Source organism: Cryobacterium sp. PH31-AA6, from assembly GCF_030063195.1.
Taxonomy (GTDB): Bacteria; Actinomycetota; Actinomycetes; order Actinomycetales; family Microbacteriaceae; genus Cryobacterium.
The window spans coordinates 77,812-103,399 of record NZ_JASISS010000006.1; the positions used below are offsets into that span (position 1 = coordinate 77,812).

At 68.3% G+C, this 25,588-nt stretch carries 21 protein-coding genes and 3 tRNA genes; 7 read left to right on the top strand and 17 right to left on the bottom strand.

All coding sequences use genetic code 11. The features are described 5' to 3' along the window. Positions 1 to 119: 119 nt before the first annotated feature. The 6 genes from QMG61_RS06760 to QMG61_RS06785 all read right to left on the bottom strand — a co-directional run bounded on the left by QMG61_RS06760 (position 120) and on the right by QMG61_RS06785 (position 6,198). Positions 120 to 193: transfer RNA gene (locus QMG61_RS06760), tRNA-Met, on the bottom strand. Between the two features lie 33 nt (positions 194 to 226). After that, positions 227 to 298: transfer RNA gene (locus QMG61_RS06765), tRNA-Thr, on the bottom strand. Between the two features lie 86 nt (positions 299 to 384). Continuing rightward, positions 385 to 2,256, bottom strand: coding sequence for a glycoside hydrolase family 13 protein (locus QMG61_RS06770; RefSeq protein WP_283493571.1), 1,872 nt, complete (start codon positions 2,254 to 2,256; stop codon positions 385 to 387). 5 nt (positions 2,257 to 2,261) lie between these two features. Further along, complete coding sequence (locus QMG61_RS06775) at positions 2,262 to 3,170, bottom strand: sugar ABC transporter permease (protein WP_283493572.1); 909 nt, start codon at positions 3,168 to 3,170, stop codon at positions 2,262 to 2,264. Position 3,171: 1 nt separating this feature from the next. Beyond that, a complete protein-coding gene (locus QMG61_RS06780) occupies positions 3,172 to 4,794 on the bottom strand; it encodes an ABC transporter permease subunit (protein WP_283493573.1) in 1,623 nt (540 codons plus the stop codon). Between the two features lie 171 nt (positions 4,795 to 4,965). Next, positions 4,966 to 6,198 carry a sugar ABC transporter substrate-binding protein gene (locus QMG61_RS06785; protein ID WP_283493574.1) on the bottom strand — a complete coding sequence of 411 codons (1,233 nt, stop codon included), beginning with the start codon at positions 6,196 to 6,198 and terminating at the stop codon, positions 4,966 to 4,968. Positions 6,199 to 6,374: 176 nt separating this feature from the next. Here QMG61_RS06785 and QMG61_RS06790 point away from each other — a divergent pair, with 176 nt between their 5' ends. After that, entirely contained in the window at positions 6,375 to 8,042 is a 1,668-nt protein-coding gene (locus tag QMG61_RS06790) for a glycoside hydrolase family 13 protein (protein WP_283493575.1), read from the top strand. A gap of 102 nt (positions 8,043 to 8,144) precedes the next feature. Here the strand turns inward: QMG61_RS06790 and QMG61_RS06795 are convergent, their stop codons facing one another. Next, positions 8,145 to 9,038, bottom strand: coding sequence for an endonuclease domain-containing protein (locus QMG61_RS06795; protein ID WP_283493576.1), 894 nt, complete (start codon positions 9,036 to 9,038; stop codon positions 8,145 to 8,147). Between the two features lie 663 nt (positions 9,039 to 9,701). Between QMG61_RS06795 and QMG61_RS06800 the strand changes: the two genes are divergently transcribed. Further along, the gene (locus QMG61_RS06800; protein WP_283493577.1) at positions 9,702 to 10,496 is read left to right on the top strand and encodes a GTP pyrophosphokinase; all 795 of its coding nucleotides are present in this window, start codon (positions 9,702 to 9,704) and stop codon (positions 10,494 to 10,496) included. A 76-nt stretch (positions 10,497 to 10,572) separates the two neighbouring features. Here the strand turns inward: QMG61_RS06800 and QMG61_RS06805 are convergent, their stop codons facing one another. From QMG61_RS06805 to QMG61_RS06815, 3 genes are all read right to left on the bottom strand, one after another. Continuing rightward, positions 10,573 to 11,934 (bottom strand): M23 family metallopeptidase, encoded by a 1,362-nt coding sequence (locus QMG61_RS06805; protein ID WP_283493578.1) that lies wholly within the window; start codon positions 11,932 to 11,934, stop codon positions 10,573 to 10,575. Between the two features lie 301 nt (positions 11,935 to 12,235). Beyond that, on the bottom strand, positions 12,236 to 13,069 hold the full coding sequence (locus QMG61_RS06810) for an inositol monophosphatase family protein (protein ID WP_283493579.1): 834 nt from the start codon (positions 13,067 to 13,069) through the stop codon (positions 12,236 to 12,238). 97 nt (positions 13,070 to 13,166) lie between these two features. Further along, positions 13,167 to 13,251 (bottom strand) — tRNA-Tyr (locus QMG61_RS06815). A 155-nt stretch (positions 13,252 to 13,406) separates the two neighbouring features. Here QMG61_RS06815 and QMG61_RS06820 point away from each other — a divergent pair. The 3 genes from QMG61_RS06820 (at position 13,407) to QMG61_RS06830 (ending at position 16,420) form a co-directional block, all read left to right on the top strand. Further along, the gene (locus QMG61_RS06820) at positions 13,407 to 14,423 is read left to right on the top strand and encodes a LacI family DNA-binding transcriptional regulator (RefSeq protein WP_283493580.1); all 1,017 of its coding nucleotides are present in this window, start codon (positions 13,407 to 13,409) and stop codon (positions 14,421 to 14,423) included. 80 nt (positions 14,424 to 14,503) lie between these two features. Further along, on the top strand, positions 14,504 to 14,992 hold the full coding sequence (locus QMG61_RS06825; protein WP_283493581.1) for a YajQ family cyclic di-GMP-binding protein: 489 nt from the start codon (positions 14,504 to 14,506) through the stop codon (positions 14,990 to 14,992). 72 nt (positions 14,993 to 15,064) lie between these two features. Then, positions 15,065 to 16,420, top strand: a complete 1,356-nt coding sequence (locus QMG61_RS06830; RefSeq protein ID WP_283493582.1) for a transaminase — start codon at positions 15,065 to 15,067, stop codon at positions 16,418 to 16,420. Between the two features lie 52 nt (positions 16,421 to 16,472). On the opposite strand, the gene QMG61_RS06835 is transcribed toward QMG61_RS06830, so the two are convergent. The 3 genes from QMG61_RS06835 to ubiE are packed head-to-tail and all read right to left on the bottom strand — an operon-like array spanning position 16,473 to position 19,730. Continuing rightward, positions 16,473 to 17,876, bottom strand: coding sequence for an FAD-dependent oxidoreductase (locus tag QMG61_RS06835; RefSeq protein WP_283493583.1), 1,404 nt, complete (start codon positions 17,874 to 17,876; stop codon positions 16,473 to 16,475). Between the two features lie 10 nt (positions 17,877 to 17,886). Continuing rightward, positions 17,887 to 18,957, bottom strand: coding sequence for a polyprenyl synthetase family protein (locus QMG61_RS06840; RefSeq protein ID WP_283493584.1), 1,071 nt, complete (start codon positions 18,955 to 18,957; stop codon positions 17,887 to 17,889). Between the two features lie 32 nt (positions 18,958 to 18,989). Further along, positions 18,990 to 19,730 carry a bifunctional demethylmenaquinone methyltransferase/2-methoxy-6-polyprenyl-1,4-benzoquinol methylase UbiE gene (ubiE, locus tag QMG61_RS06845; RefSeq protein ID WP_283493585.1) on the bottom strand — a complete coding sequence of 247 codons (741 nt, stop codon included), beginning with the start codon at positions 19,728 to 19,730 and terminating at the stop codon, positions 18,990 to 18,992. Positions 19,731 to 19,793: 63 nt separating this feature from the next. Between ubiE and QMG61_RS06850 the strand changes: the two genes are divergently transcribed. Next, on the top strand, positions 19,794 to 21,026 hold the full coding sequence (locus QMG61_RS06850) for an isochorismate synthase (protein ID WP_283493586.1): 1,233 nt from the start codon (positions 19,794 to 19,796) through the stop codon (positions 21,024 to 21,026). Between the two features lie 24 nt (positions 21,027 to 21,050). Here QMG61_RS06850 and QMG61_RS06855 read toward each other — a convergent pair whose 3' ends face one another. From QMG61_RS06855 to QMG61_RS06865, 3 genes are all read right to left on the bottom strand, one after another. Then, positions 21,051 to 21,914: a PPK2 family polyphosphate kinase gene (locus QMG61_RS06855; protein ID WP_283493587.1), complete on the bottom strand. Its 864-nt coding sequence runs from the start codon at positions 21,912 to 21,914 to the stop codon at positions 21,051 to 21,053. A gap of 115 nt (positions 21,915 to 22,029) precedes the next feature. Then, positions 22,030 to 23,742 (bottom strand): 2-succinyl-5-enolpyruvyl-6-hydroxy-3-cyclohexene-1-carboxylic-acid synthase, encoded by a 1,713-nt coding sequence (menD, locus tag QMG61_RS06860; protein WP_283493588.1) that lies wholly within the window; start codon positions 23,740 to 23,742, stop codon positions 22,030 to 22,032. Next, positions 23,735 to 24,223: a PLDc N-terminal domain-containing protein gene (locus QMG61_RS06865; protein WP_283493589.1), complete on the bottom strand. Its 489-nt coding sequence runs from the start codon at positions 24,221 to 24,223 to the stop codon at positions 23,735 to 23,737. The genes menD and QMG61_RS06865 overlap by 8 nt, the downstream gene beginning before the upstream one ends. 69 nt (positions 24,224 to 24,292) lie before the next feature. On the opposite strand from QMG61_RS06865, the gene QMG61_RS06870 reads away from it, so the two are divergent. Next, positions 24,293 to 24,592 carry a DUF4229 domain-containing protein gene (locus QMG61_RS06870; protein WP_283493590.1) on the top strand — a complete coding sequence of 100 codons (300 nt, stop codon included), beginning with the start codon at positions 24,293 to 24,295 and terminating at the stop codon, positions 24,590 to 24,592. Here the strand turns inward: QMG61_RS06870 and QMG61_RS06875 are convergent. Further along, positions 24,566 to 25,573 (bottom strand): 1,4-dihydroxy-2-naphthoate polyprenyltransferase, encoded by a 1,008-nt coding sequence (locus QMG61_RS06875; RefSeq protein ID WP_283493591.1) that lies wholly within the window; start codon positions 25,571 to 25,573, stop codon positions 24,566 to 24,568. The genes QMG61_RS06870 and QMG61_RS06875 overlap by 27 nt on opposite strands. Positions 25,574 to 25,588 lie beyond the last annotated feature (15 nt).

Below are 25,588 nucleotides of genomic sequence, written 5' to 3' on the forward strand. Positions count from 1 at the left end.
ATGGCGCTGTGCCCGAAGCTCAGACCTGGACCGCAGTCTCGCGCGGAGCCGGGTGGTCTCCGATAAAAAGAAAAAGGCCCCGCGACCAAGAGATTTCCTGATCAAAGGGCCTTTATGTGTAGCGGGAGCGGGAATTGAACCCGCGACACCACGATTATGAGCCGTGTGCTCTAACCAACTGAGCTACCCCGCCACGGCCTGTCGGCTGCAAGAGCTTCCAAGCCTGAGCCCCCTGTGGGAATCGGACCCACTACCTCTTCCTTACCAAGGAAGTGCTCTACCAATGAGCTAAGGGGGCAGAGCTTCCAACGGGCAGAAGCTGAGCCTTTGTTTTTCGGCAACCGGTAAAGATTATCACCAACTTCGCCTCTCCGTTGACCGCGGTCAGCCGACGGGCACTCCGACTCCCGGAAGCGCCCACGCAGTGAACGACGGGCCGGCTGCCGTCACACGGATGCCGCCGTCCTCCACGAGCAGCCCGCCGTCGCCGAAGAGCCGCGTGGCGGCCTCTGCTCCCGCCACCGCCCAGCCGGGGATCGCGGCCTCGCCTGCCGCGCGCGCGGCCACCAACAGCACCGCTTCGGTCGCGCTCTCGCGCAGGTAGACGAGCACATCGTCGCCGACATGCAGCCAGCGCATGCCGCCCTCGCTGAGCGCGGGGTGGGCGGTGCGGAGGTGGATCAGCGCGGAGTAGAGATCGATGGTGTCCGCGACGAGCGGCTCGTCCACGCTCCCCCAGGGAATCGGGGTGCGGGACTGCTCCCCGTCGACGCCGACCAGGCCGAACTCGTCGCCGGCGAAGATCATCGGGATGCCGGGCAGTGTCACCGACATCCCGAACGCCACGGGCACCCCGCCGTCGATCGCGTGGGTGCGGAACCGGGGCGTGTCGTGAGTGTCGAGGGCGTTCATCGTGGCCAGGCGGGTGCGCCAGGGGAACCCGGCGACGAAGCGCAGGTGGGTGGCGACGAACTGGTGCCCGGTGTACTGCGGGATCGTGGCGTAGGGCAGGCCGAAGAACGACGACGACGGGCTGTCCGGCCCGGACAGCCAGCTCCAGAGCGGCCGGGTGAAGTTCGTGTAGGTCATCGCCCCGTGCCAGCCGTCACCCTGGAAATCGGCCGAGGCGTCGTTGGTTGACTCCCCGAGCAGGAGCGTGTCGGGGTTGACCTCGATCATGGTGCGGCGGATGGTCTGTCGCACCTCGGCGTTCAGGTCCTCCCGCTCGAGCCGGCCGGTCATGTTGGCCACGTCGATCCGCCAGCCGTCGAGGTGATACGGCGCCTGCAACCATTTCGCGACCACGGATCCCGCCCCCTCGATGAAGCGGGTGCGGAGCGCAGCGGATGCCCAGTTGAACTTGGGCAGCGTCGGCACACCGAACCACGAGGTGTACGTGCGGTGCTCGGGGTCGAGCCAGTAGTAGAAGGAGCTCTCGGCGGCATCCGGATTGAGGTGCGCCGCCCGGAACCATTCGTGCCGATCACCGGAGTGGTTGGAGGTGAGGTCGCCGATCACCTTGAAGCCGCGCTCGTGCGCGGCCTCGACGAGGCGCACGAGCGCGGCGTCGCCGCCGAGCGCCTCGTCGACCTCGCCGAAGCTGGACGCGTCGTAGCGGTGGTTCGACCCGGCGGGGAAGATCGGCGTCAGGTAGAGCAGGGTGACGCCGATCCGCTCGAGGTGGTCGAGGTGCAGGATGATGCCGTCGAGGTCGCCGCCGTAGTACTGGTGCGAGCGGCCGGGACGGACCAGGTCGACCTCGTCGTGCCACTCGGCGGGGATGCCCCACTCCGGCGTGGCCCTGGCGTCGGCGGCCGGGGAGCGCCCGAACCGGTCGGGGAAGATTTGGTAGATCACGCTGGAGGCGGCCCAGTCGGGCGCGGCCGGGTGAGCGAGCAGCTTGAAGTCTTCCGTGTCGAGGGTCTCGATGCCGGACAGGCCGGTGGCATTCAGCCACCAGTGGCTTCCGTCGTCCAGGTCGATCAGGAACCGGTAGCCGTGCACCGGGTTCTCGACCGTGATGACCGCTTCCCACCACTGCCAGCCGTCCACCGTGCCGAGGAGCCTGGCCGGGTCGAACCGCGGTTCCCGGTCGGGGTTGGACCGGGCATACACGGTCACGACGGCTCCGAATGCCGCCGGGATGCGCACCCGCACGGCGACGCTCTCGCCCAGGTCGGGGTTGGGCGTGGAGACGTAGAGCTGCGAGCCGTCGTGGTGGGGCGTCAGGACGGTGCGGTACAGCTGATCCGGCACGCGGCCTACTTCACGGAACCGGCGGTCAAGCCGCCGACGATGTACTTCTGCAGCCAGAGGAACAGGGCCATCACCGGCAGGGCGGCGAGCACGGCGCCGGCCGCGAAGACCGAGTAGTTGCTCGAGAATTCCTGCGAGACGAACTGGTAGAGCCCCACCGCGAGGGTCTGCTTCTCCGGCGTGATCAGCACGATGCTGGCGATGACGAACTCGTTGGTCGTGCCGACGAAGGAGAGCAGGCCCACCACGGCGAGGATGGGTGCGACCAGGCGCAGGATGATCGTGAAGAAGATCCGGGCGTGGCCGGCCCCGTCGATCTTCGCGGCCTCATCGATCGAGGCGGGAACCGTGTTGAAGAAGCCGTACATCAGGTAGGTGTTCACGCCGAGGGCGCCGCCGAGGTAGACCATGATCAGGCCCACCTGCGAGTCGAGCCCGATCATCGGGAAGATGTCGGAGATGCCGTTGAGCAGCAGGAAGATGGCCACCACGGCCAGCAGCTGGGGGAACATCTGCACCAGAACGAGCATCAGCAGGCCGGGGCGGCGGCCGATGAAACGCATCCGGGAGAACGAGTACGCCGCGAGCGCGCCGAGGAACACGGTGCAGATCGAGGTGATGCCGCCGATCAGCAGGGTGTTGCCGTACCAGGCCGCGTAGGGCTGCTGGGGCAGGTTGAACAGGGTCTGATAGCTGCCCAGGTCGACCTCGCTGAACAGGCCGTTTGCCGTGATCAGGGTGCCACCGGGGTGCAGCGACGCGGAGAGAACGTAGAGCAGCGGGAAGGACGCGAAGACGACCATGATCGCGCCGATCAGGTGGCGCCAGCCGGTGCGGGAGAACCACCGGCCGAAGTTGAACGGTCGTTTCGTCGGAATGTACAGGTCGCTGGTTTCTGGGGCTGCAATCCGCATGTCAGTTCAACTCCTCTAGCGCCTTGGTCTGTTTGAAGCTGATGACCGACACGAGCGCCACCAGCAGGAAGATGATGATCGAGAACGCGCTGGCGAGCCCGTAGTCGCGGTTGGCGCCGACGAAGGCGACCTTGTAGACCATCGAGATGAGGATGTCGGTGGCTCCGACGTTCACCCCGGCCGTCACGTCCCTGGGGCCACCGTTGGTCAGCATGTAGATCAGGTTGAAGTTGTTGAAGTTGAACGCGAACGAGGAGATCAGCAGCGGGGCGACGGAGACGAGCAACAGCGGCAGCTTGATCAGCCGGAAGACCTGGAACGGCCTGGCCCCGTCGACCGTGGCGGCCTCCTGGATCTCGTCCGGGATCGACTGGAGCGCCCCCGTGCAGACGAGGAACATGTACGGGAAGCCGAGCCAGAGGTTGACGAAGATGATGCTGAACTTGGCCAGCCATTCATTGGTCAGCCACGGGATGTCGGCGCCGCCGAAGAGCACCTGGTTGACGAAGCCGAACTGCGGGTTGAGCATCCCGGCCCAGACGAGAGCGGAGAGGAAGGCGGGGAACGCGTAGGGCAGGATCAGGATCACCCGGTAGACGTTGCGGCCACGCATCCGCATGTCGTTGAACACGATCGCGAGGAACAGACCGAGACCGAACGTGGTCAGCACGGAGAGGAACGCGAAGGTGAAGGTCCACAGGGTCACGCTGATCAGCGGACCGCGGATCGACTCGGAGCCGAACGCCTTGGCGAAGTTGGCGAGACCGACCTCCACCTTCCAGCCGGGCAGCAGCTCGGCGCCGTCGGCGGCGACGAACGAGCCGGTCTTGCCGTTATCGACATAGACCGTGTTCGTCGAGGTGTTGGTCATCGTGCCGGCGGCCTCGTCGTAGACGAGGTCGGACAGGTAGAGGTAGGCCTTCGAGCCGTCCGGGGTGCGCAGGGTCCCGTCGTTCGGGTCGCTCGAGAGCGGCACGGACAGGGCGGCGATCTTCTGCTGGTTCGCGACGATGTCGGTGAACTTGAGGCTCGTGTAACCGGGGAGCGCGACGGCCTTGTCGGCGTCGTTTAATGTGGCGTCGGTGACCCGGCGGAGCGGGGCATCCGTGCTGCCGATGCTGACCCGACCCTTGGGGTCGGTGACGAGGAAGCTGTAGTTGCCGAGTTGTTCGACCACGGTGAGTTCATAGGTGGGCGAGTCGGGCACGCGTTGCTGGGACGAGACGATGAGGGCGTTGACGGCGTCCTGCTTCGTGCTGTTGTGGCCGGTGCCGTAGTTGGTGAACGCGATGTAGCCGGAGTAGCCGACCACGAAGATCTGGAAGATCAGCAGGAAGATCAGCCCGGGGGTGAGGTATTTGGCGGGCAGCTTCTGCTTACTGAAGTAGATCCAGTTGACGATGAGGGTGACCAGGAGCACTGCGCCGAAGACGACCCAGTCCGATCGAAGCAGAAGCACGAAAAGCGCGTAGACGCTGATCGCGTCGACGATGGCGAGCAGGAAGATCTTGACCAGGAGGACCTTGACGCCGGCGGATGCCGCTTCGGCGATGCGGGCGGCCTGACGTGACCGCCTGGACGCTCTGACCTGCGCCTCGCCCTGCTCGGTGCTGGGGTTAGTCATCTTCGTCCGCTCTCTGCCGCTCTGCACTGTGAGTCACTGCGCCTGCCGACCTGATGCGGCAGGGGAAATACGGGGCCGTGCCGGGCCTCTCGGCGCGGCGCAGCGGGGTGTCGCGCCACGCTGCCCCGGCCTGTTCAGAGGCCGGGGCAGCCCGATCGGCGGGTGGAGCGACTACTGGATGGCGGCCTGGATGTCGGCCGTCATCTTCTGCCACAGTGCGGCGGGGTCACCCTGACCGCTGATGATCGCGGCCTCGGTGACGCCCCAGAACTGCCAGACCTTACCCATCTGAGGAATGCTGGGCATGGGAACGGCGGTGGACGCCACCTCGCCGAAACCGGCGGTGATCGGGTCGGCGCTGGCCGCCTCGAACGCGGAGGTGAGGGCCGGTGCGCGGCCGCCGACCTTGTACAGCTCGGTCTGGACCTTTTCGCTGCCGATGTAGTTCACCAGGAACTCGTTCGCCGCGATGGCGTTCTTGGACTTGGCGGAGACAACGAAGCCCTGCACGCCGACGAACGGCTGGGCGACGGAGCCGCCGGCCGAGGGGATCGGGTCGATGGCCACGTCAATGCCGGCCTTCTGGGCGTCCGGCACGTTCCACGGGCCGGTGATCAGGAACGGTGAGGCACCGGCGAGGAACTTCTCCTTGGCGATGTCGCCGGTGACGTTCACGCTCAGGTGTCCGGCAGCGCCCTCCTTGGCCAGCCAGGCCGCGTAGGCCTCGCCACCGGCGTTGCCGATGGTCAGGTCGCCGGCGTTGTAGCTGCCGTCGGCGTTGGTGCCGAAGACGGGGGCGCCGAACGAGGTCTGGAACGGGTACAGGTGGTACGGGTCGGACTCCGGGCCGACCTGCACGAGGAACGGGAACTCGGTTCCGGCTGCTGTGCCTTCCGCGATCATGTCGTCGTAGGTGGCGGGTGCGGTCGGCGCGAGGGCCGTGTTGCGCAGCAGGGCGATGTTCTCGACCGAGTACGGCACGCCGTAGGTCTGGCCCTCGACGCTCATGGCGGTGACCGCGACCTGCTGGAAGTCCGCGGCCGTGTCGCCGAGTTCAACCGGCTGCACGACGCCGTTGCCGACGAAGTTGCCGAGCCAGTCGTGCGCCGCGATGGTCACGTCCGGGCCTTTGCCGGTCGGGACCTGGGCGATGAACTGCTCCTGGATCGTCCCGAAGTCTTTCTGGACCAGCTTGACCTTGACTCCGGATTCCTTCGTGAAGGCCGCCGCAGCGTCCTTCAGGACGGCCGCGCGGTCGGCATCGACCCAGACCGTCAGTGTGCTGGACGCATCGGCGGTACCACCGCTGTCCGTGGTCGATCCGCCGGAGCATCCGGCCAGAGCGAGGGACGCGGCGACGGCGACTGCGCCGGCGGCCAGCAGGCCTTTCTTATTCACCATCATTGGTGTGTGCCTTTCGTAAGGACATTGACAATTGTGCAAGCGTTTACATGTATAGCTTCTCGCAGATCGATTGGCAATTCAAGTGGATGCAGCGAAAGACTTTTTGTTCGGTTCGTTTAATGGCAGCGCCATGTAAGCGCTTCCACTCTGTCGATAATGCCGTAATGTTTTCTTTCATGACAGGCACTGAGTGGTGGCGAACCGCAGTTATTTACCAGATCTATCCCCGTTCCTTCGCGGATGCCAATGGTGACGGGATGGGTGATCTGGCCGGTATCACGGGGCGTCTGCCCGCCCTCCGTGACCTCGGAATCGACGCCATCTGGCTGTCCCCGTTCTATACCTCCCCGCAGAACGATGCCGGCTATGACGTCGCCGACTACTGCGACGTTGACCCGATCTTCGGCACCCTCGCCGACTTCGACATGCTGCAGCGAACGGCGCACGAGCTGGACATCCGGGTGATCGTCGACCTCGTGCCGAACCATTCCTCGAGCGAGCACCCGTGGTTCCAGGCGGCACTCGCCGCCAGTGAGGGCAGCGACGAGCGAGCGCATTACATCTTCCGGGAGGGCAAGGGCGAGAACGGCGAGCTTGCCCCGAACAACTGGGAATCCGTCTTCGGCGGCAACGCCTGGACCCGGATCACGAACGCCGACGGCACGCCGGGCCAGTGGTACCTGCACCTCTTCGACACGACCCAGCCGGACTTCGACTGGGACAACCCGTGGGTGCGCGCCCAGTTCCGGGACGTGCTTCGCTTCTGGCTCGACCGCGGCGCCGACGGATTCCGAGTGGATGTCGCCCACGGCATGATCAAGGCGGACGGCCTGCCCGACTACACGCCTCCCGTCGAGGGCGGCAGCATGGGTGGAGCCTCGGCGCTCGAGCCCGGCCTCATCGCCGAATGGGCCGAGACGGCCCCGTACTGGGCGCAGAACGGCGTGCACGAGATCTACCGGGACTGGCGCCTGGTGCTCGACGAATACCCGGGAGACCGCATCCTCGCCGCCGAGGCCTGGGTGGACCCGCTGAGCCGGGTCGCCGAATGGGTGCGTCCGGACGAGATGCACCAGGCCTTCAACTTCGCCTACCTGGAGACGCCGTGGGGCGGCCCGGCCTTGCGCCGGGTGATCGACGATTCCCTCGCGGCGTTCAGCGCCGTCGGAGCCCCGAGCACCTGGGTGCTTTCCAACCACGACGTCGTGCGTCACTCCTCGCGCCTCGCCCTGACCGCGGAGAACCTGCAGGGTCACGGCATCGGCCCGAAGACGGTCGGCCTCCCCGACCCCGTTGTCGGCCTGCAGCGCGCGAGGGCCGCCACGGCCCTCATGCTCGCCCTGCCCGGCTCCAGCTACCTCTACCAGGGCGAGGAACTCGGACTTCCCGAGGTCATCGACCTGCCGGACGCCTCCCGCGAGGACCCGACCTGGTTCCGCACCAACGGAGAGCGTTACGGGCGCGACGGATGCCGCGTGCCGCTCCCGTGGGAAGGCTCCCTGCCGTCGTACGGGTTCGGCCCGACCTCGGCCAGCTGGCTGCCGCAGCCCGCGGAGTGGGCCACCCTCGCCCGCGCCGAACAGGACGGTGTCGCAGGGTCGACCCTCGAGCTGTACAAGCTCGCCTTGCGCCTGCGGCGTGAACACGCCCTGGGCCTCGGCTCGGTGGAGTGGTTCGAAGGCCTCGGCGACCCGATCGTGCACTTCAGGAACGGCGGGGTCGTGGTCGTCGCCAACACGGGCACCGACCCGATCGAGCTGCCCGCCGGTGAGCTGTTGCTGGCCAGCGAACCGCTCGCCGGGCGCACCCTGCCCGGCGACACGACGGCCTGGCTCTGCGCCTAGCCTGCGCCGGGCGTGCGGGTGCCCGGCGTCGGCGCCCGCGAATGCAGGATGCCACGCAGGCGCAGGCCCCATAGGGCCCCGCCGCGCCGCGGCATCCTGCATTCACCCCGCGGTCGGCCTGACCCGGGTCGCGCGCCAGCGGTGCTCGTCGCGGCGCACGAGCTCCAGGATGCCGCCCTGAACCCGCGGCCAGTCCCTGATGATCATGCGATAGGTGATCCGCACCACGAGGTAGCCCTGCTGCACGAGCTCGAAGTCTCGGCGACGATCCTCCTCGAAGGCCAGCCCGGTGTGGAACTCCTCGCCGTCGAGCTCGAGCACGAGCCGGTCGCCGACCAGCAGATCGACCCGGCCCACCCCGGGCACCCTCACCTGGCAGCGCACCCTGATCCGCTGCCGAACCAGGAACAAGCGCACCAGTGTCTCCAACCCGGACTGGCTCCGGCCGTCGCAGAGCGCCAGTGCCGCGCGGCGATGCGGAACCGTGGCGGCGACCAGGTCGCCCAGCTGGTGCGGTGCCAGTTCGCCCAGGTTGAGCGCGGAGTCCACGGCAATCACGGCAGCATCGCCCCGGTCGCAGGCGAACATCTCGGCCAGGGCACGCAGTAGGGGGTCCCGGGCCTCGCCGGCGCCGGGCGCCCGGCTGTAGTGCACGCAGACGCCGTGCCGCGCCGGGTCGAGCCTGGTCGCCCGGTCCTCCGGCGACGCCAGCCGGCTCGCCGTGGGTGCCACACGCACGTGCAGCAAGGGGTCGGCCAGCAGCCACAGTCCGTGCAGACGGGCGACGGATGCCCCCGTGAGGCTCCCGCCGACCCGCACCGCCCGTGCGACGTCACTCGGGGTTCCCGGCACCGCGAACCAGCCATTCCGCACCCGCCAGATGCTTCCGGAGCGGAGCGCGCACAGGGTCTGGGCGCGAGTGACCCCCGCCGAGGCCAACTGCCGGTAGTTCGCGACGCCGCCGCGCCGGGTGATCGCTGCCGCAGCATCCGTCATCGTCACAGGATGCCGCGGCGCACGGCGCCCACACCGGCCGTCAGCGAATCTGTGCACAATTCCCGACCCCGGTCGCCGTTCGGTCGGGCGCCATCCCGCCGGGAGCGTGCACGTCGGGAGCCGTCCCGCCGGGCGCCGTGCGCGTCGGGAGCCGTCCCGCCGGCGCACGGGTGCCCACCAGGGTGCCGTATGCAGGATTACACGCGGGAACCTGCCTCCTCCGGCCTCAGCCGCCACGCGCATCCTGCATTCGCGGCAGGAATCCTTGGCGCGACGGGCAGCGGCGACTGCCTCGCACGGGCTCCTCGTGCCGGATGTTTCGGACCCCGTTTGCAGGATGCCGCACGCATGGCGGGCCCAACCGGCCTCGGCGACCGACCGCATCCTGCATTCGCGTCCGGATGCCGGGGCCTGAGGCGGCGAAGCTCGGACGGCGCACGACGCGGGACACGGCGCACGGCGCAGCCACCCAGCCGACGCGGGACAGGGCGCAGCCACCCAGCCGACGCGGCGCACGGCGCAGCCACCCAGCCGACGCGGGACGCGGCGCCGTCACCCGGACGGTGGAGCGCGGGCGCGCCGCTCACTTGCCAGCCGACCCGCAACCCCGAGTGGGAGAATCGACGGGTGCGTCGGAAGTTCGAGTGCACAGGAGGAGTCAACGTGGGCGTCAGTAGCATCGACAAGGGGATCGACACCGCCAGGATCACTGCGGAGCGCCGAGAACTTAAGACCGAGCTGACCCGTTTCATGATGTCCTACAAGTTCGCGACCGACGAGATGATGACCAAGATCAACATCCTCAAGGAAGAGTTCAGTGCGATCCACGACTACAGCCCGATCGAGCACGTCAACTTTCGGCTGAAGTCACCGGAGGGCATCCTCAGGAAGGCCATCCGCAAGGGGTGCCCGCTCGTGCTCGAGGACATTCGCGATCAGATCCAGGACATCGCCGGCATCCGGATCACCTGCAGCTTCATCTCCGACACCTATCGCATCCTCGACATGCTCACGAGCCAGCAAGACATCACCGTGCTCGAGGTCAAGGACTACATTGCCGGCCCGAAGTCCAACGGCTACAAGAGCCTGCACCTGATCGCCACGATCCCGGTGTTCATGTCCGACCGGGTCGCGCCGGTCACGGTCGAGATCCAGATCCGCACCGTTGCGATGGACTTCTGGGCCAGCCTCGAACACAAGATCTTCTACAAGTACCAGGGTGAGGTTCCGGTCGATCTGGTGCACGACCTCAAGCAGGCAGCGGATGTCGCGAATCGCCTCGACGTGAAGATGGAACGTCTGCACGACCAGGTGGTCGCGCTCCGGCCGGGCGAACGGGCGGAGACCGACATCTTCAGCAACGCCGGGCTGTCGCGGTTCGATCTGCCGGAGGACTTCCTCACGGCCATCAGCCTCGGGCGCGACGCCGAGGACGAACCCGAACGCAACCGGGCCTGAAACCGGGCCTGCACCTGAATCGGGCGGGCGTGAGGGCGACATCCGCGACGAGCGGCCCGCGCGCCCCGGCCGGACGCTAGTTCGTGTTGGCGCGCAACCAGACGAGCGGGTCGACCTTGGTGCCGTCCTTGCCGCCGAGGCGGATATCAAGGTGTAGGTGCGGCCCGGTCGACATCCCGGTGTTGCCGACCTTGCCGATGACCTGTCCGACCTTGACCACGTCGCCGGTCTTGAACAGCATGGAGCCGTGGGTCATGTGCGCGTAGAGGCTCGACACGACCTTGCCGTCGATCACGTGATCGATGATCATGTACACGCCGTAGCTGCCTTCGCCGTCTTCGGCGTAGCTCACGACACCGTCGGCGATCGCCTGGATCGGAGCGCCATCTCCCGGGTTGAAGTCCTGGCCACCATGGTTGGACGAGCAACCGGCGCAGTTGCGGTAGCCGAACCGGTCGCCGATGTGCACGCCGACGGCGAACGGCCACTGGATCGTGCCGTTCGGGTTGTTGGTGAACGTGGCTTCCAAGCGGATGCCGCTGGCCGCGGCGACCTCGGCGATGGTCTTGGATTCATAGCCGTCGCGCTGCACCGAGATGACGTCGGTTCCGCCGCTCATGGTGAGCGTCTGCGCGGGCTCGGAATTGGGTGTCTGCAGGGAGGCGCGGGCCGCGGCCTGCACGTCGGCCGAGGAGAGCAATGCTTCGGCCGGGAGAGAGGTGGACACGGCCATCAGTGCCACGAATGCCATTGCCACGAACGAGAACCCGGTCGTCGCAAGCCGCCGCCCCAGTCCGTTGGCCGGCTTGGCGTTCTGGGCGAACTTCGGTGCGGCCGCGGGCGCTGCGGTGGCGATCGCTCGGGGCCGCGGCAGGTCGGGCAGCGACGCAGAGCGAAGCGGGGATTCCGGAAGCGACGCCGCGGGCTGCTCGGAGAGGGACGCGGCCTGCCTGGCCCGGGCCTGGGCGCGAGTCGGGAACTGAATCGGCGTCGAGGTCGTGACCGGGGAGACGTCCGTCTGGAGTTGTTCGAGGTCGGAAACCGGAGCCTCAGATGCCGCGGGCGCCGCGACGAGGCGGTCCGTGTCGGGAATCGTCTGGATCTCCGGTTCCGGCAGATCCAATTCCGGCAGATCCGATTCCGGCAGATCCAGTTCCGCCAGGTGCAGTTCCGGCAGATCCAGTTCCGGCAGGTGCAGATCCGCGGCGGCTAGGGCCTGGGCGAGCGGCATGAACACCGACGCCGGCTCGAGCGACTCGGCCTCGGCCGGCGCGACCGGCGGAAGAGCGATCGGCGCAGCCTCGACGGTCACGGGCGCCTCAGCGACCGGGGCGATTACGCCGGAATCGTGGTGCGTCGTGTGGCGTGCGTCGGCGGCCGCGACGGGTGCGCGCGCGGCCCGCTCGCGCTCGCGCAGCTCGCGGCGCGTAAGCGGCACGCCCGTTGACGACTGTCCTGCCGGGTCACTCGAATCGGGCGCAGAGGCAGCCGATGTGGAGGAGTGAGAGGGCAAAAGAAGAAACTTTCCGTTCGTCGGACAGGGTGCCAGGAATGTCATCTTGGCCGGTGCCAAAGTAACGAATCAGTACAGGCTAACCCGGAATGGCTTGATTTCCCATTCGGCGGACCGGAATGACACCCGAAAACGGGGGTACCGCGACCCCGCGACGGCGGCAACCGACGGCCTCGCCGAGGCGCCGACTCGCCCGGGATTCCGGGGATCTGACGACCCGGCGGCGTTACCGCTCGCCCTCGTCCATGAATCGATCGAAAAGGTCGGCGAGGATCGGCTCGAACACCTCGTAGAGGTCGGGCGCACCCGCAATGAGCAGGTCGGTCCCCTCCCGGCCGTCGCCGAAGGCACCCACCTTCGCCCCGGCCTCCCGCGCGATCAACGATCCGGCGGCCAGGTCCCAGGGGTTCAGGCCGCGCTCGTAGTAGAGGTTCAGCCGACCGGCGGCCACCGAACACAGGTCGAGGGCCGCCGACCCGATCCGGCGGATGTCCCGCACCTGGCCCACCAGACCGCGCACGACGTCGGCCTGGCGTTCCCGGCGGGCCGCCTGGTAGGAGAACCCGGTGCCGAGCAGCGCGAGTGACAGCGGCACCTCGGTAGGGACGTGCAGCTGCCGTTTCCCGAGGAACGCACCACGCCCGGCCGCGGCGGTGAAGAGTTCGCCGGCGACGGGGTTCCGCACTGCCCCGGCCAGGGTCCGCCAGGTCGCCGGGTCCGGGTCGCCCTCGACGACCGCGATGCTGACGCCCCAGGCCGGGATCCCGTAGAGGTAGTTGACGGTTCCGTCGATCGGGTCGACCACCCAGGTCAGTCCGGAGGTGCCGCCTGTGGCCTCCGATTCCTCGCCGAAGAAGCCGTCATGGGGTCTGGCCTCGGCCAGGCGGCGACGGATGAGCGCCTCGGTTTCGCGGTCGGCATCCGTGACCACGTCTTCGGGCGACGACTTGGAGGCCGCGACGTGCACGCCCTCCGCCCGCCGCGTCAGCGCCAGCTCACCGGCTTCGAGGGCGATGTCCTGGGCGAGACGGAGCAATTCGGTCGAAGCGGGAACGGTCATCCTTCAACGCTACGGGACGGCTGCGGGCCACTCGTCGGCCTCACCCGAACGAAAGACCGAAAAAGCCCCGGAAACAGAGTGTTTCCGGGGCTTGTGCTGGTGGCAAGTGAGGGATTCGAACCCCCGAAGTCTAAGACGGCTGATTTACAGTCAGATCCCTTTGGCCACTTGGGTAACTTGCCAATACGCACCCGACCAGATGAGAACAGGTGACCGGAGACGCTCAGACAGAATACAAGGGTTTTGGGCCCAGTGAGAAATCAGGGCCTGCGATCGGCACGCTTCCGCCGGTCGATATGATCGAAGAAGGCCCAAATTCACCGCCGTTAGGAACCCCATGGTCGGCATCGACGAGGTCGCCCGCCATGCGGGCGTCTCCACCGCAACGGTTTCGCGCGCCCTGAGCGGCAACGGCCACGTCTCCCCCGCCACCCGGCTGAAGGTGGAGGCATCCGCCGATGAGTTGGGCTACGTCGTGTCCTCGACGGCGTCAAGCCTGGCGTCCGGACGGATGAAGAACATCGGTGTCGTCGTTCCGTTCCTCGACCGGTGGTTCTTCTCGAGCGTGGTCGAAGGGGCGCAGAAGTCCCTGCTGAAGAACGGCTACGACCTCACCCTCTACAGCCTGACCGACGGCGGCGCCGAACGCCGGAGCGTGTTCGACCATTTCCTGCTGCGCCAGCGAGTGGATGCCGTGATCGCGATTTCGCTCGAGTTGACCGCAACCGAGGTGACCAGCCTGCACGCGCTCGGTAAGCCCCTCGTCGGTGTCGGTGGCCCGATCGAGGGAGTGCGCACCCTCATGATCGACGACGTCGCCGTGGCCAGGCTCGCCACCGAGCACCTGCTCGCGCTCGGCCACACCCGGATCGCGCACATCGGCGGCAACAAGGACCTCGACCTGGACTTCCACCTGCCGACCAACCGTCGGGTCGGCTACGAGAACGCGCTGTCCACGGCCGGGATCGAGCCGGCAGCCGAACTGTTCATGACGGCCGACTTCACCATGCGCGGCGGCTACCAGGCCGCGAAACAGCTCCTCGGCAATCCGCACGACCGGCCGACCGCCATCTTTGCCGCCTCGGACGAGATGGCGATCGGCGCCATCCTTGCGGCCAGGGACCTCGGTCTCGTCGTGCCTCGGGATGTCTCCGTGATCGGCGTCGACGACCACGAGCTGGCCGATTTCTTCGGGCTGAGCACCATCGCCCAGTTCCCCCAGGGCCAGGGGGCCAAGGCGGTCGAAATTCTGCTCGACCAGTTGAGCCCGGGCAAGCACCTCACCCCCAACCTCAATACCCCGATGCCGTTCGAACTCATCGTGCGGTCCAGCACCGCGGCGCCCGGCGACTGACCACCCACGCGGGCGCCCGGCGCGAGCCCGCAGACCCTGGACTGTCGTGATGACGCGTCCCACTCGATAACATTGCAGGCATGGCAGACTCAACGTTCGACATCGTCAGCAAGGTTGACCCGATGGAGGTCGACAACGCCCTCAACCAGGCCCACAAGGAAGTCGCCCAACGCTACGACTTCAAGAACGTCGGCGCCTCGATCGAGATGAGCGGCGAGAAGGTGCTCATGAAGGCAAACTCGGAGGAACGCGTCAAGGCGATTCTCGAGGTGTTCGAGTCGAAGCTGATCAAGCGCGGCATTTCCTTGCGCAGCCTCGACGCCGGCGACCCGTTCGCCTCCGGCAAGGAGTACCGGATCGAGGCCTCGATGAAGGCCGGCATCGACCAGGAGAACGCGAAGAAGATCAACAAGATCATCCGCGACGAGGGTCCCAAGGGCGTCAAGAGCCAGATCCAGGGTGATGAACTGCGGGTGAGCTCGAAGAGTCGTGACGATCTGCAGGCCACGATGTCCCTGCTCAAGGGCAAAGACCTCGACGTCGCGCTGCAGTTCGTGAACTTCCGCTGACCCGAAGACCCGCCAACCGTCGCCTCCGCCGCTAGGCTCACAGCACATCCGTGAGTCTTAGCGAGGAGTGCCATGATCGACCGTGACCGGTTAGCCCAACTGCAACAGCGCGAGCTGGGCACCTTTGCCGAGCGCAATCCGAAGTCCGCCGCCGCGTATGAGAACGCGACGCACCTCTTCGGCAAGGTGCCGATGACGTGGATGAATAAGAAGGCCGGCGGGTTCCCGCTCTACCTTGCCACCGCCCGCGGCAACCGCGTCACCGACCTGGACGGTCACGAATATCTTGACTTCGCCCTCGGTGACACCGGCGCGATGGCCGGGCACTCCCCCGCCGCCGTGGTCGACGCCATCGGGCGCCGCATCTACGAGCAGGGCGGGCTGACGACGATGCTGCCCACCGAGGATGCGGAGTGGGTCGGCGGCGAACTGACCCGCCGGTTCGGGGTCGACCGCTGGAGCTTCGCCCTCACCGCCACCGACGCGAACCGGTGGGCCATCCGCCTGGTGCGGGCGCTCACCGACCGACCGAAGATCCTCTTCCACAGCTACTGCTATCACGGCAGCGTCGACGAGTCCCTGATCGTCGTCGGCCCCGACGGGGAAGGGATGAGCAGGCCGGGGAACGTCGGCGCCCCCGTCGACGTCACCGAGACCAGCCGGGTCGCCGAGTTCAACGACCTCGAGGGTCTCGAACGCCAGCTCAGGCACGGCGACGTCGCCGCGGTATTGATCGAGCCGGCCCTGACCAACATCGGCATCGTCCTGCCGGAGGACGGCTACCACGAGGGCGTGCGCGCCCTCACCCGGCAGTACGGCACCCTCCTCATCATCGACGAGACGCACACCTTCTCGGCCGGGCCGGGCGGTGCGACCCAGGCCTGGGGCCTTGACCCGGACGTCGTGGTGATCGGAAAAGCCATCGGCGGAGGCATTCCCAGTGGGGCATATGGGCTGTCGGCCGAGCTCGCCGACCGGGCACTCAGCCGCACCGACCTCGATCTGGTCGACATGGGCGGGGTCGGCGGCACCCTCGCCGGGAGCCCGCTGTCCGTGGCCGCCATGCGGGCGACGCTCGAGAATGTGCTCACGGATGCCGCATTCGAGGGGATGATCGCGACCGCGACCGTGTACACGACCGGCATCCAACGCATCATCGACGAGCACGATCTGCCCTGGTCGATCACCCAGCTCGGTGCGCGCGCGGAGTACCGCTTCGTCACACCGTCCCCGCGGAACGGCACGGAGTCCAACGCGGCCGCCGACGGCGACCTCGAGGACTTCCTGCACCTCTACCTGGCGAACCGGGGCATCCTGCTCACACCGTTCCACAACATGGCACTGATGAGCCCCGAGACGACGAATGACGACGTCCAGGCGCACCTCGACGTGTTCGAGGCCGCCGTGACCGAGCTGATGCACGGCTGAGCAGACCGGAGCGTCGTGCGGGCCGGGCCGCGTCCCGGCCCGGCCCGCCGGGCTACTCCGTCGGTACGGTCGCCGGCTCCCGGCGGGATACGGCGATCATGTCCTCGCGGGGAACAACCTTGATCCGGGTTCGCCCTTCGGCAGCGCCCAGAGCGAGCTCGTGCTGGTCGAGGTGATGCCAGCCCTCGAGGTTGGTGTATTCGATGCCGCGCGCGTCGAGCATCGCCAGGACGCTCTCCTCCGAGGGCTCATCCGGGTGCCACCAGTTGCCGAGGTCGTTGATGAGGTGCCGCACGGTCTCCATCGCGTCGGACTTGGTGTGGCCGATCAGGCCGACGGGGCCGCGCTTGATCCAGCCGGTCGCATAGACGCCGTAGAGCTGCTGGTTGGCGCTGGCCGACCCGGAGTCCGGTTCGCCCTTCCAGAGCACCTGGCCCTCGCGGTTAGGGATGACGCCGCGCTTCTTGTCGAAGGGAACGCCGGGCAGCGGGGAGCCGAAGTATCCGACGGCGCGGTACACGGCCTGGATCGGAAGTTCACGGATCTCGCCCGTGCCGACGACACCGCCGTACCCGTCCGGCTTGGTGCGCTCATACCGGATGGCGCCGACCCGACCGGTGCCGTCGTCGACGATTTCCACCGGCTTGGCGAAGAAGTGCAGGTGCAGCCGGCGGCTGGCGGTGCCGGCCGGGCGATCGCGCCACTTGCCCAGCACCTTGTCGATGACGAAGACCTGCTTGTTGCTGGCCACGGCGTCTCGTGCGGCGTCGTCGTAGTCGAAGTCCTCGTCGTAAACGACGATGTCCACGTCGGGCAGCTCGCCGAGTTCGCGCAGCTCGAGCGGCGTGAACTTGACCGAGGTCGGGCCTCTGCGCCCGAACACGTGCACGTCGGTCACGGCGGATGCCTTGAGCCCGTCGTAGACGTTGGCCGGAATCTCGGTCGAGAGCAGGTCGTCCGCGTGTTTGGCGAGAATGCGCGAGACGTCGAGGGCGACGTTCCCGTTGCCGATGACCGCCACCTGCCTGGCGTCGAGCGGCCAGGTGCGCGGGTAGTCGGGGTGCCCGTCGAACCAGCTGACGAACCGGGCGGCTCCGTAGGAGCCCTCGAGGTCGATTCCGGGAATCTTGAGGTCGGCGTCGCGCACCGCACCGGTGGCGAAGATGACCGCGTTGTAGTGCGTCTTCAGGTCGTCCATCGTGATGTCGACCCCGAAGCGCACGTTGCCGAAGACCCGGATATCGCCACGGTCGAGCACGTCGCGCAGCGCCGTGATGATGCCCTTGATCCGGGGGTGGTCCGGTGCGACGCCGTAGCGCACGAGTCCGTAGGGAGCAGGAAGGTGGTCGAACAGGTCGATCGACACCTCGAAATTTCGTTCGGCCTTGAGCAGGATGTCGGCGGCGTAGATGCCCGCAGGACCCGCACCGACAATGGCCAATCGCAACTTGGTCATGGGAGCCTTTCTAACTGGATCGCTCGACGATCGTGTCGGCGAAGCGGGTGAGCGCCTTCTTCACGGATCCGTCGGGCAGGGGGGAGAGCGCGGCAACGGCGGCGTGCGCCCAGCCGTGCGCCTCGGTGAGGGTCTGGGCGGTCACGTCGTGCTCGCGGAGGGCGGCGATCGCCGAGTCTGCGGCCTCGCCGGTGGCGCCGCCGCCGGTCATCACGTCGCGTTCGAGCCGGGCCAGCAGCGCCGCGGCGCCGATGTCGTGCGGGGCGCGCTCCCGGAGTCGAAGCACCGGCAGGGTGGCAACGCCGGCCCGAAGGTCCGTGCCGGCGATCTTTCCGGTTTCCTGCGGCTGGGGTGACAGGTCGAGTACGTCGTCGATGAGCTGGAAGGCGACGCCGATCTTCTCGCCGAACTGCACGACCGGCAGCTCATAGTCGTCGGACGCGTCGGAAAAGATGACGCCGGCCTGGGCGGCGGACGCGATGAGCGAACCGGTCTTATCGGACAGCACCTGGATGTAGTGCTCCACCGGGTCCTCGCCGTCGTGCGGGCCCACGGTCTCGTGCAGCTGGCCGAGGACGAGACGCTCGAAGGTATCGGCCTGCAGGCGGATCGCACGCTCGCCGAGTCTGGCCATCAACTGGCTGGCTCGGGCGAACAGGAGGTCCCCGGTGAGGATCGCAATCGAGTTGCCCCACACGGTCTGGGCGCTGGGCACCCCGCGGCGTTGGTGCGCGTCGTCCATCACGTCGTCGTGGTAGAGCGAAGCCAGATGGGTGATCTCGATCGCGGTTGCCGCGGTGACCACGTCGTCGAGCACCCCGCTGCCCAGGTGGGCGGTCAGGAGGGCGAGCATGGGACGCACCCGTTTGCCGCCCGCGTTGAGCAGGTAGCGACTGGTGACGTTCGCGATCTCGTCGGCGAAGGTGACCTCGCCGAGCAGGCTGGCCTCGACCTGCTCGAGGCCGACGTCGATGCCGGAAGCCAGGCCGCGGTCGTCCTTGGACGAGAAAATGCGATCGCTGAGGCCGAGCTGGCTCGTCACGGAAGAGCCGCGGCGGAACAGGGGCACACTCGGTTTCACTCGGTCAGCCTATCGATCGGAACTGGGAGGGCTCAGGATGTGGTGTCCGCTGTGCTCGTGTCCGCTTCGTCCGCGGGTTTCACTCCGCGATGCAGGGCCACGATGCCCAGAGACAGGTTGCGGTAGGCCACGGCCTCGTAGCCGGCAGCGCGCAGCCAGGCGCTGAGGGTGGACTGGTTCGGCCAGGCCGCGATCGATTCGCCCAGGTAGTCGTAGGCCTCGGCGTTCGAGGAGGCGAGCTTCACGACCATCGGCATGACGTGGTTGAGGTAGGCGAAGTAGGCGGCCCGGATCGGCGTGAACGGCGGGGTGGAGAACTCGCAGATCACGACTCGTCCGCCGGGCCTGGTCACCCGGTAGAACTCGGCGAGGGCCTTCCTGGGCTCGACCACGTTGCGCAGGCCGAAGGAGATGGTCACGGCGTCGAATTCGTTGTCGGCGAAGGGCAGCGCGGTGGCGTCGGCCTGCACGAACTCGATCAACGGGTTGCCGGCGTGACGTTCCCGGCCGACCTGGATCATGCCCGCGGAGAAGTCGGCGGCGACGACGTGCGCGCCGGTCCGGGTCAGCGCGGCGCTCGAGGTGCCGGTGCCGGCCGCGATGTCGAGGATGCGGTCGCCCGACTGCGGGGCGACGGCGCGTGTCGCGGCCATCCGCCAGAGCGCCGCGTTTCCGACCGACAACACCGCGTTGGTGCGGTCGTAATGGGTCGAGACCTGGTCGAACATGGCAGCAACCTGCTCGGGCTGCTTGTTCAGGTCTGCTCTGCTCACTCCCCTAGTCTAGATTGCCAAAGGACAAGCCTGGCATCCACCCCGCTGGCATAGGCTGGGCGAGTGAATGCGCAGGCCCTGACGGTCGAAACCACTGCTATCGCCGACGTCCGCCAACTTGTCCTCCTGCTCGACAGCCGCGAACCGCTGCTGTGGATGCGCCGCAACCAGGGCCTGGCCGGCATCGGCACCGCGCTGCGGCTGGAGTTCTCCGGTCCCACCCGGCTGACGGATGCCGCGGCCGCCTGGCGCGACGTCGCCGCCGCCGCGACCGTGACCGATCCACTCGGTCGCACCGGCACCGGGCTGCTTGCCTTCGGGGCATTCGCCTTCGACGCGTCCTCGACCCAGTCCAGTGTGCTGATCGTGCCCCAGGTCATCGTCGGCCGCGAGGACGGCCAGTGCTGGGTCACCCGCATCTGGCCCACGGGGGGAACGAAGCCGGAGTTGCCGCTCGCCCTGCGCCCACTCGGCCACGAATACCGCATCTCGCTTCTGCCCGGGGCGCTCCCCGCCGACGGTTACCGCACCGCGGTGGGCGAAGCCGTCGGCCGAATCGCCGCCGCCCAACTCAACAAGGTCGTGCTGGCACGCGACCTCGTCGGGCACCTGCCCGCCGAGTCCGACCTGCGCCGGGCCGTGAGCGAACTCGCCCTCGGTTACCCGGACTGCTGGACCTACGCGGTCGACGGACTCGTCGGGTCGAGCCCGGAGACCCTGATCCGCGCCGACCACGGTGAGGTCAACGCCCGGGTGCTGGCCGGCACGATGTCCCGCGGGGCCGACGCTGCGGCGGACCTTGAGGCCGCCCTTCACCTCGCCACCTCGTCCAAGGACGGCGACGAGCACGCGTTCGCCGTGCAGAGCGTGCTGGCGTCGCTGCGTCCACACACCTCGCACCTGACCACCAGCGAGATCCCCTTCACCGTGAAGCTGCCCAATCTCTGGCACCTCGCGACGGATGTCGAGGGCACCCTCAGCGACGGGTCGACCTCGCTCGACCTCATTGCGGCGATGCATCCGACCGCCGCGGTGGCCGGCACCCCGACCGAGTCCGCGCTCGCCCTGATCCGTGAGCTGGAGCCGTTCGATCGCGGCCGGTACGCCGGCCCGGTCGGCTGGGTCGGCGCCGACGGGGACGGAGAGTGGGCGATCGCGCTGCGCTGCGCGCAGGTCACCCCGACCGGTGACGTGACGGCCTATGCCGGTTGCGGCATCGTGCTGGACTCGGAGCCTGACCGGGAACTGGCCGAGACCCGGATGAAGTTCCGCCCGATCGTCGAGGCGTTCGGCTGACCCGACCAGGGTTCACCGGTCCCGTCAGGTGGCGGCCAGGCGGGCCTTCTCGGCGGCCACGTCGAAGTCGGCGGCCGGCCAGTCGAGCTGAAGGCGCTCGAGGGCATCGATGAGCAGGTGCTGCACGGCGAGGCGCGCGTACCATTTCTTCTCGGCCGGCACGACGAACCAGGGCGCCATCGGCGTGGACGTGCGCTCCAGGGCAAGCTGGTAGGCCTCCTGGTATTCGTCCCAGCGCAGTCGCTCGTCGACGTCGCCCGGGTTGTACTTCCAGTGCTTGTCCGGCCGGTCCAGGCGCTCCATCAGGCGTTCCTTCTGGTCGTCGGAACCGATCTGCAGCATCACCTTGACGATCGTGGTTCCCTCGTCGGCGAGGGCCTGCTCGAAGTCGCGGATCTGGCCGTAGCGGGCCTCCAACTCGTCCGGCGGGGCGAGTCGGCGCACCCGGGCGATCAACACGTCCTCGTAGTGGGAGCGATCGAACACCCCGATCAGACCGGCATCCGGTAGCCGCTTGCGCACCCGCCAGAGGAAGTCGTGCGAGCGCTCCTCCTCAGTGGGGGCCTTGAACGCGTAGAGCCGGATGCCCTGGGGGTCGACAGCGCCAACGACGTGCCGCACGATCCCGCCCTTGCCGGCCGTGTCCATTGCCTGCAGAACGAGCAGCACCCGGCGGGTGTCGCCGAACTTGCTGCGCGCGAAAAGCTTCTCCTGAAGGGTGGACAGCACCTCGGCCCCCTCGGCGAGGGCCTCGTCCGCATTCTTCTTGTCGACGCCGTCGAAGCCGGGGGTCGAACCGGGGTCGACGTCGGCAAGCCGGAACCCCGCACCGACGCCCAGCCGCACGCTTGGGTCGTCCGTCCAGAATTTCTTGGTGAGATCGTTCACGGTGCACCCTTCGTCACGCTGCAGCCCAGCCGCCGCTGATTGGCCGGTGCACGCCATTCTGGCGCAGCGGCACCTCGCCGCGCCAGTGCGCCCGGCCGGCGGGACCGCCCGCCGGCTATCGGTCGAGCGGGACCTCGAGGATGCTCGGCCCGGCCGGCGGCATGGTCAGGGCCTGTTCGAGTTCGCTCCGGGTGGCCGCGCGACGGTACTCCCAGCCGTAGGCGGCCGCGAGTTGCGCGAATTCCATCCGCTGCGGGGTGTAGAGCACCCGGCTGATCGATTCCGGCGGAGCGGATGCCGCGACCTCGAGGCCGTCGAAGATCGTGCCGCCGCCGTCATTACCGACGATGACCTGCAGCCGCGGGCGCGCTTCGCCCGGCGTGAGCAGCAGCGAGCCGGCGTCGTGCAACAGGGCCAGGTCGCCGAGCAGCAGCCGGGTGGTCCCGGCCCCGCGCGGTTCGGGCCCGGCCTGGCTGGCCAGGGCGATGCCGACCGCGGTGGCCACCGTTCCGTCGATTCCGGCGAGGCCCCGGTTGGAATGCACCGGGATCTTCTTGCCCGACACGAGCCGGTCGGCCTCCCGGATCAAGCGCGAGGCGCCGAACACGAGCCGGTCATGCGGCCAGGACGCCCGCCACACGGCGTCCACGAGCATCGGCCGGGTCACCGGGGCGCGCAGGGCGGCGAGCTCGGCCCGGCTCATGCCGCGGGCGTTGATCGGCGGCGTAGCCAGATCAGCCGAGCCGTCCAGCAGCTGGCGACTGGTCATCACCCAACGGCCGAGCCATTCCCGTGCCTCGCGGGTGCCGGCAGCGGCGACGGCCGTCTCGTCCGCGACGACGGACCGGGCGAAGACGCGCACCCGGTGTCCGGGGTTGAACCATTCGGTGCCGGTCGCGGCCACCACGATGATGTCGACCCCATCGCGCTGGAGGAGTTCCGGAACTTCCCGGCTGAGCGTGGGATGCCCGAACACGACGGCGCGCTCCACCCGGCCGCCGAACTCGTCGGCGCGCAGGAGCTCCCGGTAGGCAGCCACCAGGTTCGGGCCGAAGCGCGCACCGCTGCTCACCTCCGCGAGCAGCGGCCAGCCGCCGGCCCTGGCGAAGGCCTCCGCCTGGGGCCCGGAGCCGGTTCCGGCGATGACCACGGTGCCTGGTCCGGCCGCCACGGTCACCGGTGCTTTCGGTTCCGGCGCCGTCCGCACCGGGGCGGGATCCTCGAATGCCGGGAGAGCCAGGTTCGACAGGTCTACCGCCGCGGAGAGTGGCTCCCTGAAGGCGAGGTTGAGCTGCACGGGGCCCGGTGCTGCCGAGTCCCGGCCGGTGGCGGCATCCCTCGCCTGCCGGGCCAGTTCCGTGGCGGCTTCGGTCTCCTCCGGCCGCCCGGCAGGAGCGGGAACGTCGACACAGAGCCGCGTGGCCGGGCCGAACAACCCGGGTTGCACCGTCGTCTGGTTCGAGCGGATGCCGCGCATCTCGTCGGGTCGGTCGGCCGTGAGCAGGATCAGTGGCACCCCCGAGTGGTGTGCCTCGAGCACGGCCGGGTGCAGATTGGCCACGGCGGTTCCGGAGGTGCAGACCGTCAGGACCGGGCGCCCGGACTCCACGGCCAGGCCGATGGCCAGGAATCCGGCGCTGCGCTCGTCGATGCGCACGTGCAGCCGGATCCGGCCGAGCCGCTCGAGTTCCGCGGCGACGAGGGCGAGGGCCTGGGACCGGGCGCCGGGGCTGAGCACCACGTCGCGCACGCCGAGGCGAACGAACTCACCGAGCAGCGCGACGCTGAAATCGGTGGCCGGGCTGCCGCTGCCTGACGCCTCAGGCATCCCGTCGGCCGGGCAGTTCGCCGTCGCCCGGATCTGCCTGGTCGGGGTCGAAACCGGCCTTGCCGGTCGACCCGGATTTGCCCGTCGTTCCCGACTTGTCGGTCGTTGGGGACTTGTCGGTCGTCCCGGTCGTCCCGGTCGAGCCTGCGGAGCCGGTGCGCGGATCGGGCTTGTCGAGGTCGGCCAGTTCCTGTTCAAGGGCGCGGATGCGCTCCTCGTCGGTTTTCTGCCGGTCGAGGCCCTTGAGGAAATCGAGGTCGTCGTCGGGGGCCATCGAACGGGCGACGCCCGCGCCGCGGCGGCCGCGGCCCACGATCAGCCAGAGCAGGGGGCCGACGACCGGAACCAGGAAAATGACGAAGAGCCAGACCCAGCGCGGAAGTCCCCGCACCCGGTTATGGGCGGTGGTCGCGCAGTCGACCAGGGAGTAGACGGTCAGAATGATGACCGCTAGCCCGACGACAATCCACACCTTCACCATCTGGTCATTCTAGGGTGCCCAGCCGGGAGATCGGTGTGTGGTGCGGGGAGGGCGACCTAAGCTGGAAACATGAAAGCTGTTCCCGCCTGGTTGTCCTACTCGATCTACCGCGTGCTCATGTTCGCGGTGCCGCTCACGCTTCTGCTCGCCATGCAGATCACCTGGTGGATCGCCGCCCTCGTCGCCGCCCTGATCGGCGTGTGCCTGTCGTACCTCTTCCTGCGGAAGCCGCGCGAGAAGGTCGCTCTCGGTCTCTACCAGGCCCGCCACCCCAGCCAGGCGACGGTTCACCCGGATGCCGACGCCGAGGACGCCTCGATCGACCGGGCCGCCGACGAGTCGCTACAGCGCGAACGCCAGAGCGAGTAACACGCCGTAGGCCAGTGCGGCAAGGCTGGTCAGCTTGAGCGCCAGCACGAGTTCCTTCGACGTCTTCGCGGTGACCGTGATCAGGGCCGCCGGAGCGGCGAGGAACAACACGAAGAACGTGAGCCACGCCAGCGGGTAGAAGAGCCCGAAGAAGCCCGCGATCAGGAACGGCGCGAGCAGGAAGACGCAGAACACGACCCGCGACGCCGTACCGCCGATGAGCACGGCGAGGGTTCGCTTGCCTGAGGCCCGGTCGGGCTCGATGTCGCGCAGGTTGTTCACCATCAACACCGCGCAGGCGATCAGGCCGATCCCGATGCCGCTCAACCAGCTCTCGGTGTTGACGGTGCCGACCTGCACATAGGTGGTCCCCCCGGTGGCGACGAGCCCGAAGAACACGAACACGAACACCTCGCCGAGGCCGAAGTAGCCGTACGGGCGTCGACCGCCGGTGTAGAACCAGGCGGCGACGATGGCCGCGGCCCCGACGAGCAGCAACCACCACTGGCCGGTCAGCACCACGAGGGTGAGGCCGGCGAGCGCGGCGAGCGCGAAGAAGGCCAGGGCGACGGAGAGGACAGCCTTCGGCCGGGCCGCGCCGCCCCCGGTCAGCCTGGCCGGGCCGATCCGGTTGGCATCGGTGCCGCGGATGCCGTCGGAGTAGTCGTTCGCGTAGTTCACACCGATCTGCAGGCAGAGCGCCACCATCAACGCGAGCAGTGCGCGCACCCAGTGATAGCTGCCCGGTTCGGTGGCGACGATGGCTGCCCCGGTTCCGAGCGCCACGGGTGCGATCGCGAGCGGCAGGGTGCGCAGGCGCGCCCCGGATACCCAGTCGGCCGCCGTCGCGGGCCGCCCCGACACCAACCCGGGCCTCCGCGGGGCGTTCCGCTTGGCGGGGTTGCCCGATTTACCCGGTCCCGCCGTCCGGCCTGACCCGGACTTCGAGCCGGTGGATGTCGAGGGGGTCAAACGCTGCATTTTGGGCCTCGTCGG

Bases quoted from the DNA above. Each gene is read 5' to 3' on its own strand.
- QMG61_RS06775 (WP_283493572.1), bottom strand. From the start codon at position 3,170: ATGCGGATTGCAGCCCCAGAAACCAGCGACCTGTACATTCCGACGAAA.
- QMG61_RS06870 (WP_283493590.1), top strand. From the start codon at position 24,293: ATGAAAGCTGTTCCCGCCTGGTTGTCCTACTCGATCTACCGCGTGCTC.
- QMG61_RS06835 (WP_283493583.1), bottom strand. From the start codon at position 17,876: ATGACCAAGTTGCGATTGGCCATTGTCGGTGCGGGTCCTGCGGGCATC.
- QMG61_RS06865 (WP_283493589.1), bottom strand. From the start codon at position 24,223: ATGGTGAAGGTGTGGATTGTCGTCGGGCTAGCGGTCATCATTCTGACC.
- QMG61_RS06790 (WP_283493575.1), top strand. From the start codon at position 6,375: ATGACAGGCACTGAGTGGTGGCGAACCGCAGTTATTTACCAGATCTAT.
- QMG61_RS06875 (WP_283493591.1), bottom strand. From the start codon at position 25,573: ATGCAGCGTTTGACCCCCTCGACATCCACCGGCTCGAAGTCCGGGTCA.
- QMG61_RS06795 (WP_283493576.1), bottom strand. From the start codon at position 9,038: ATGACGGATGCTGCGGCAGCGATCACCCGGCGCGGCGGCGTCGCGAAC.
- QMG61_RS06785 (WP_283493574.1), bottom strand. From the start codon at position 6,198: ATGATGGTGAATAAGAAAGGCCTGCTGGCCGCCGGCGCAGTCGCCGTC.
- QMG61_RS06810 (WP_283493579.1), bottom strand. From the start codon at position 13,069: ATGACCGTTCCCGCTTCGACCGAATTGCTCCGTCTCGCCCAGGACATC.
- QMG61_RS06780 (WP_283493573.1), bottom strand. From the start codon at position 4,794: ATGACTAACCCCAGCACCGAGCAGGGCGAGGCGCAGGTCAGAGCGTCC.
- QMG61_RS06820 (WP_283493580.1), top strand. From the start codon at position 13,407: ATGGTCGGCATCGACGAGGTCGCCCGCCATGCGGGCGTCTCCACCGCA.
- QMG61_RS06830 (WP_283493582.1), top strand. From the start codon at position 15,065: ATGATCGACCGTGACCGGTTAGCCCAACTGCAACAGCGCGAGCTGGGC.
- menD (WP_283493588.1), bottom strand. From the start codon at position 23,742: ATGCCTGAGGCGTCAGGCAGCGGCAGCCCGGCCACCGATTTCAGCGTC.
- QMG61_RS06825 (WP_283493581.1), top strand. From the start codon at position 14,504: ATGGCAGACTCAACGTTCGACATCGTCAGCAAGGTTGACCCGATGGAG.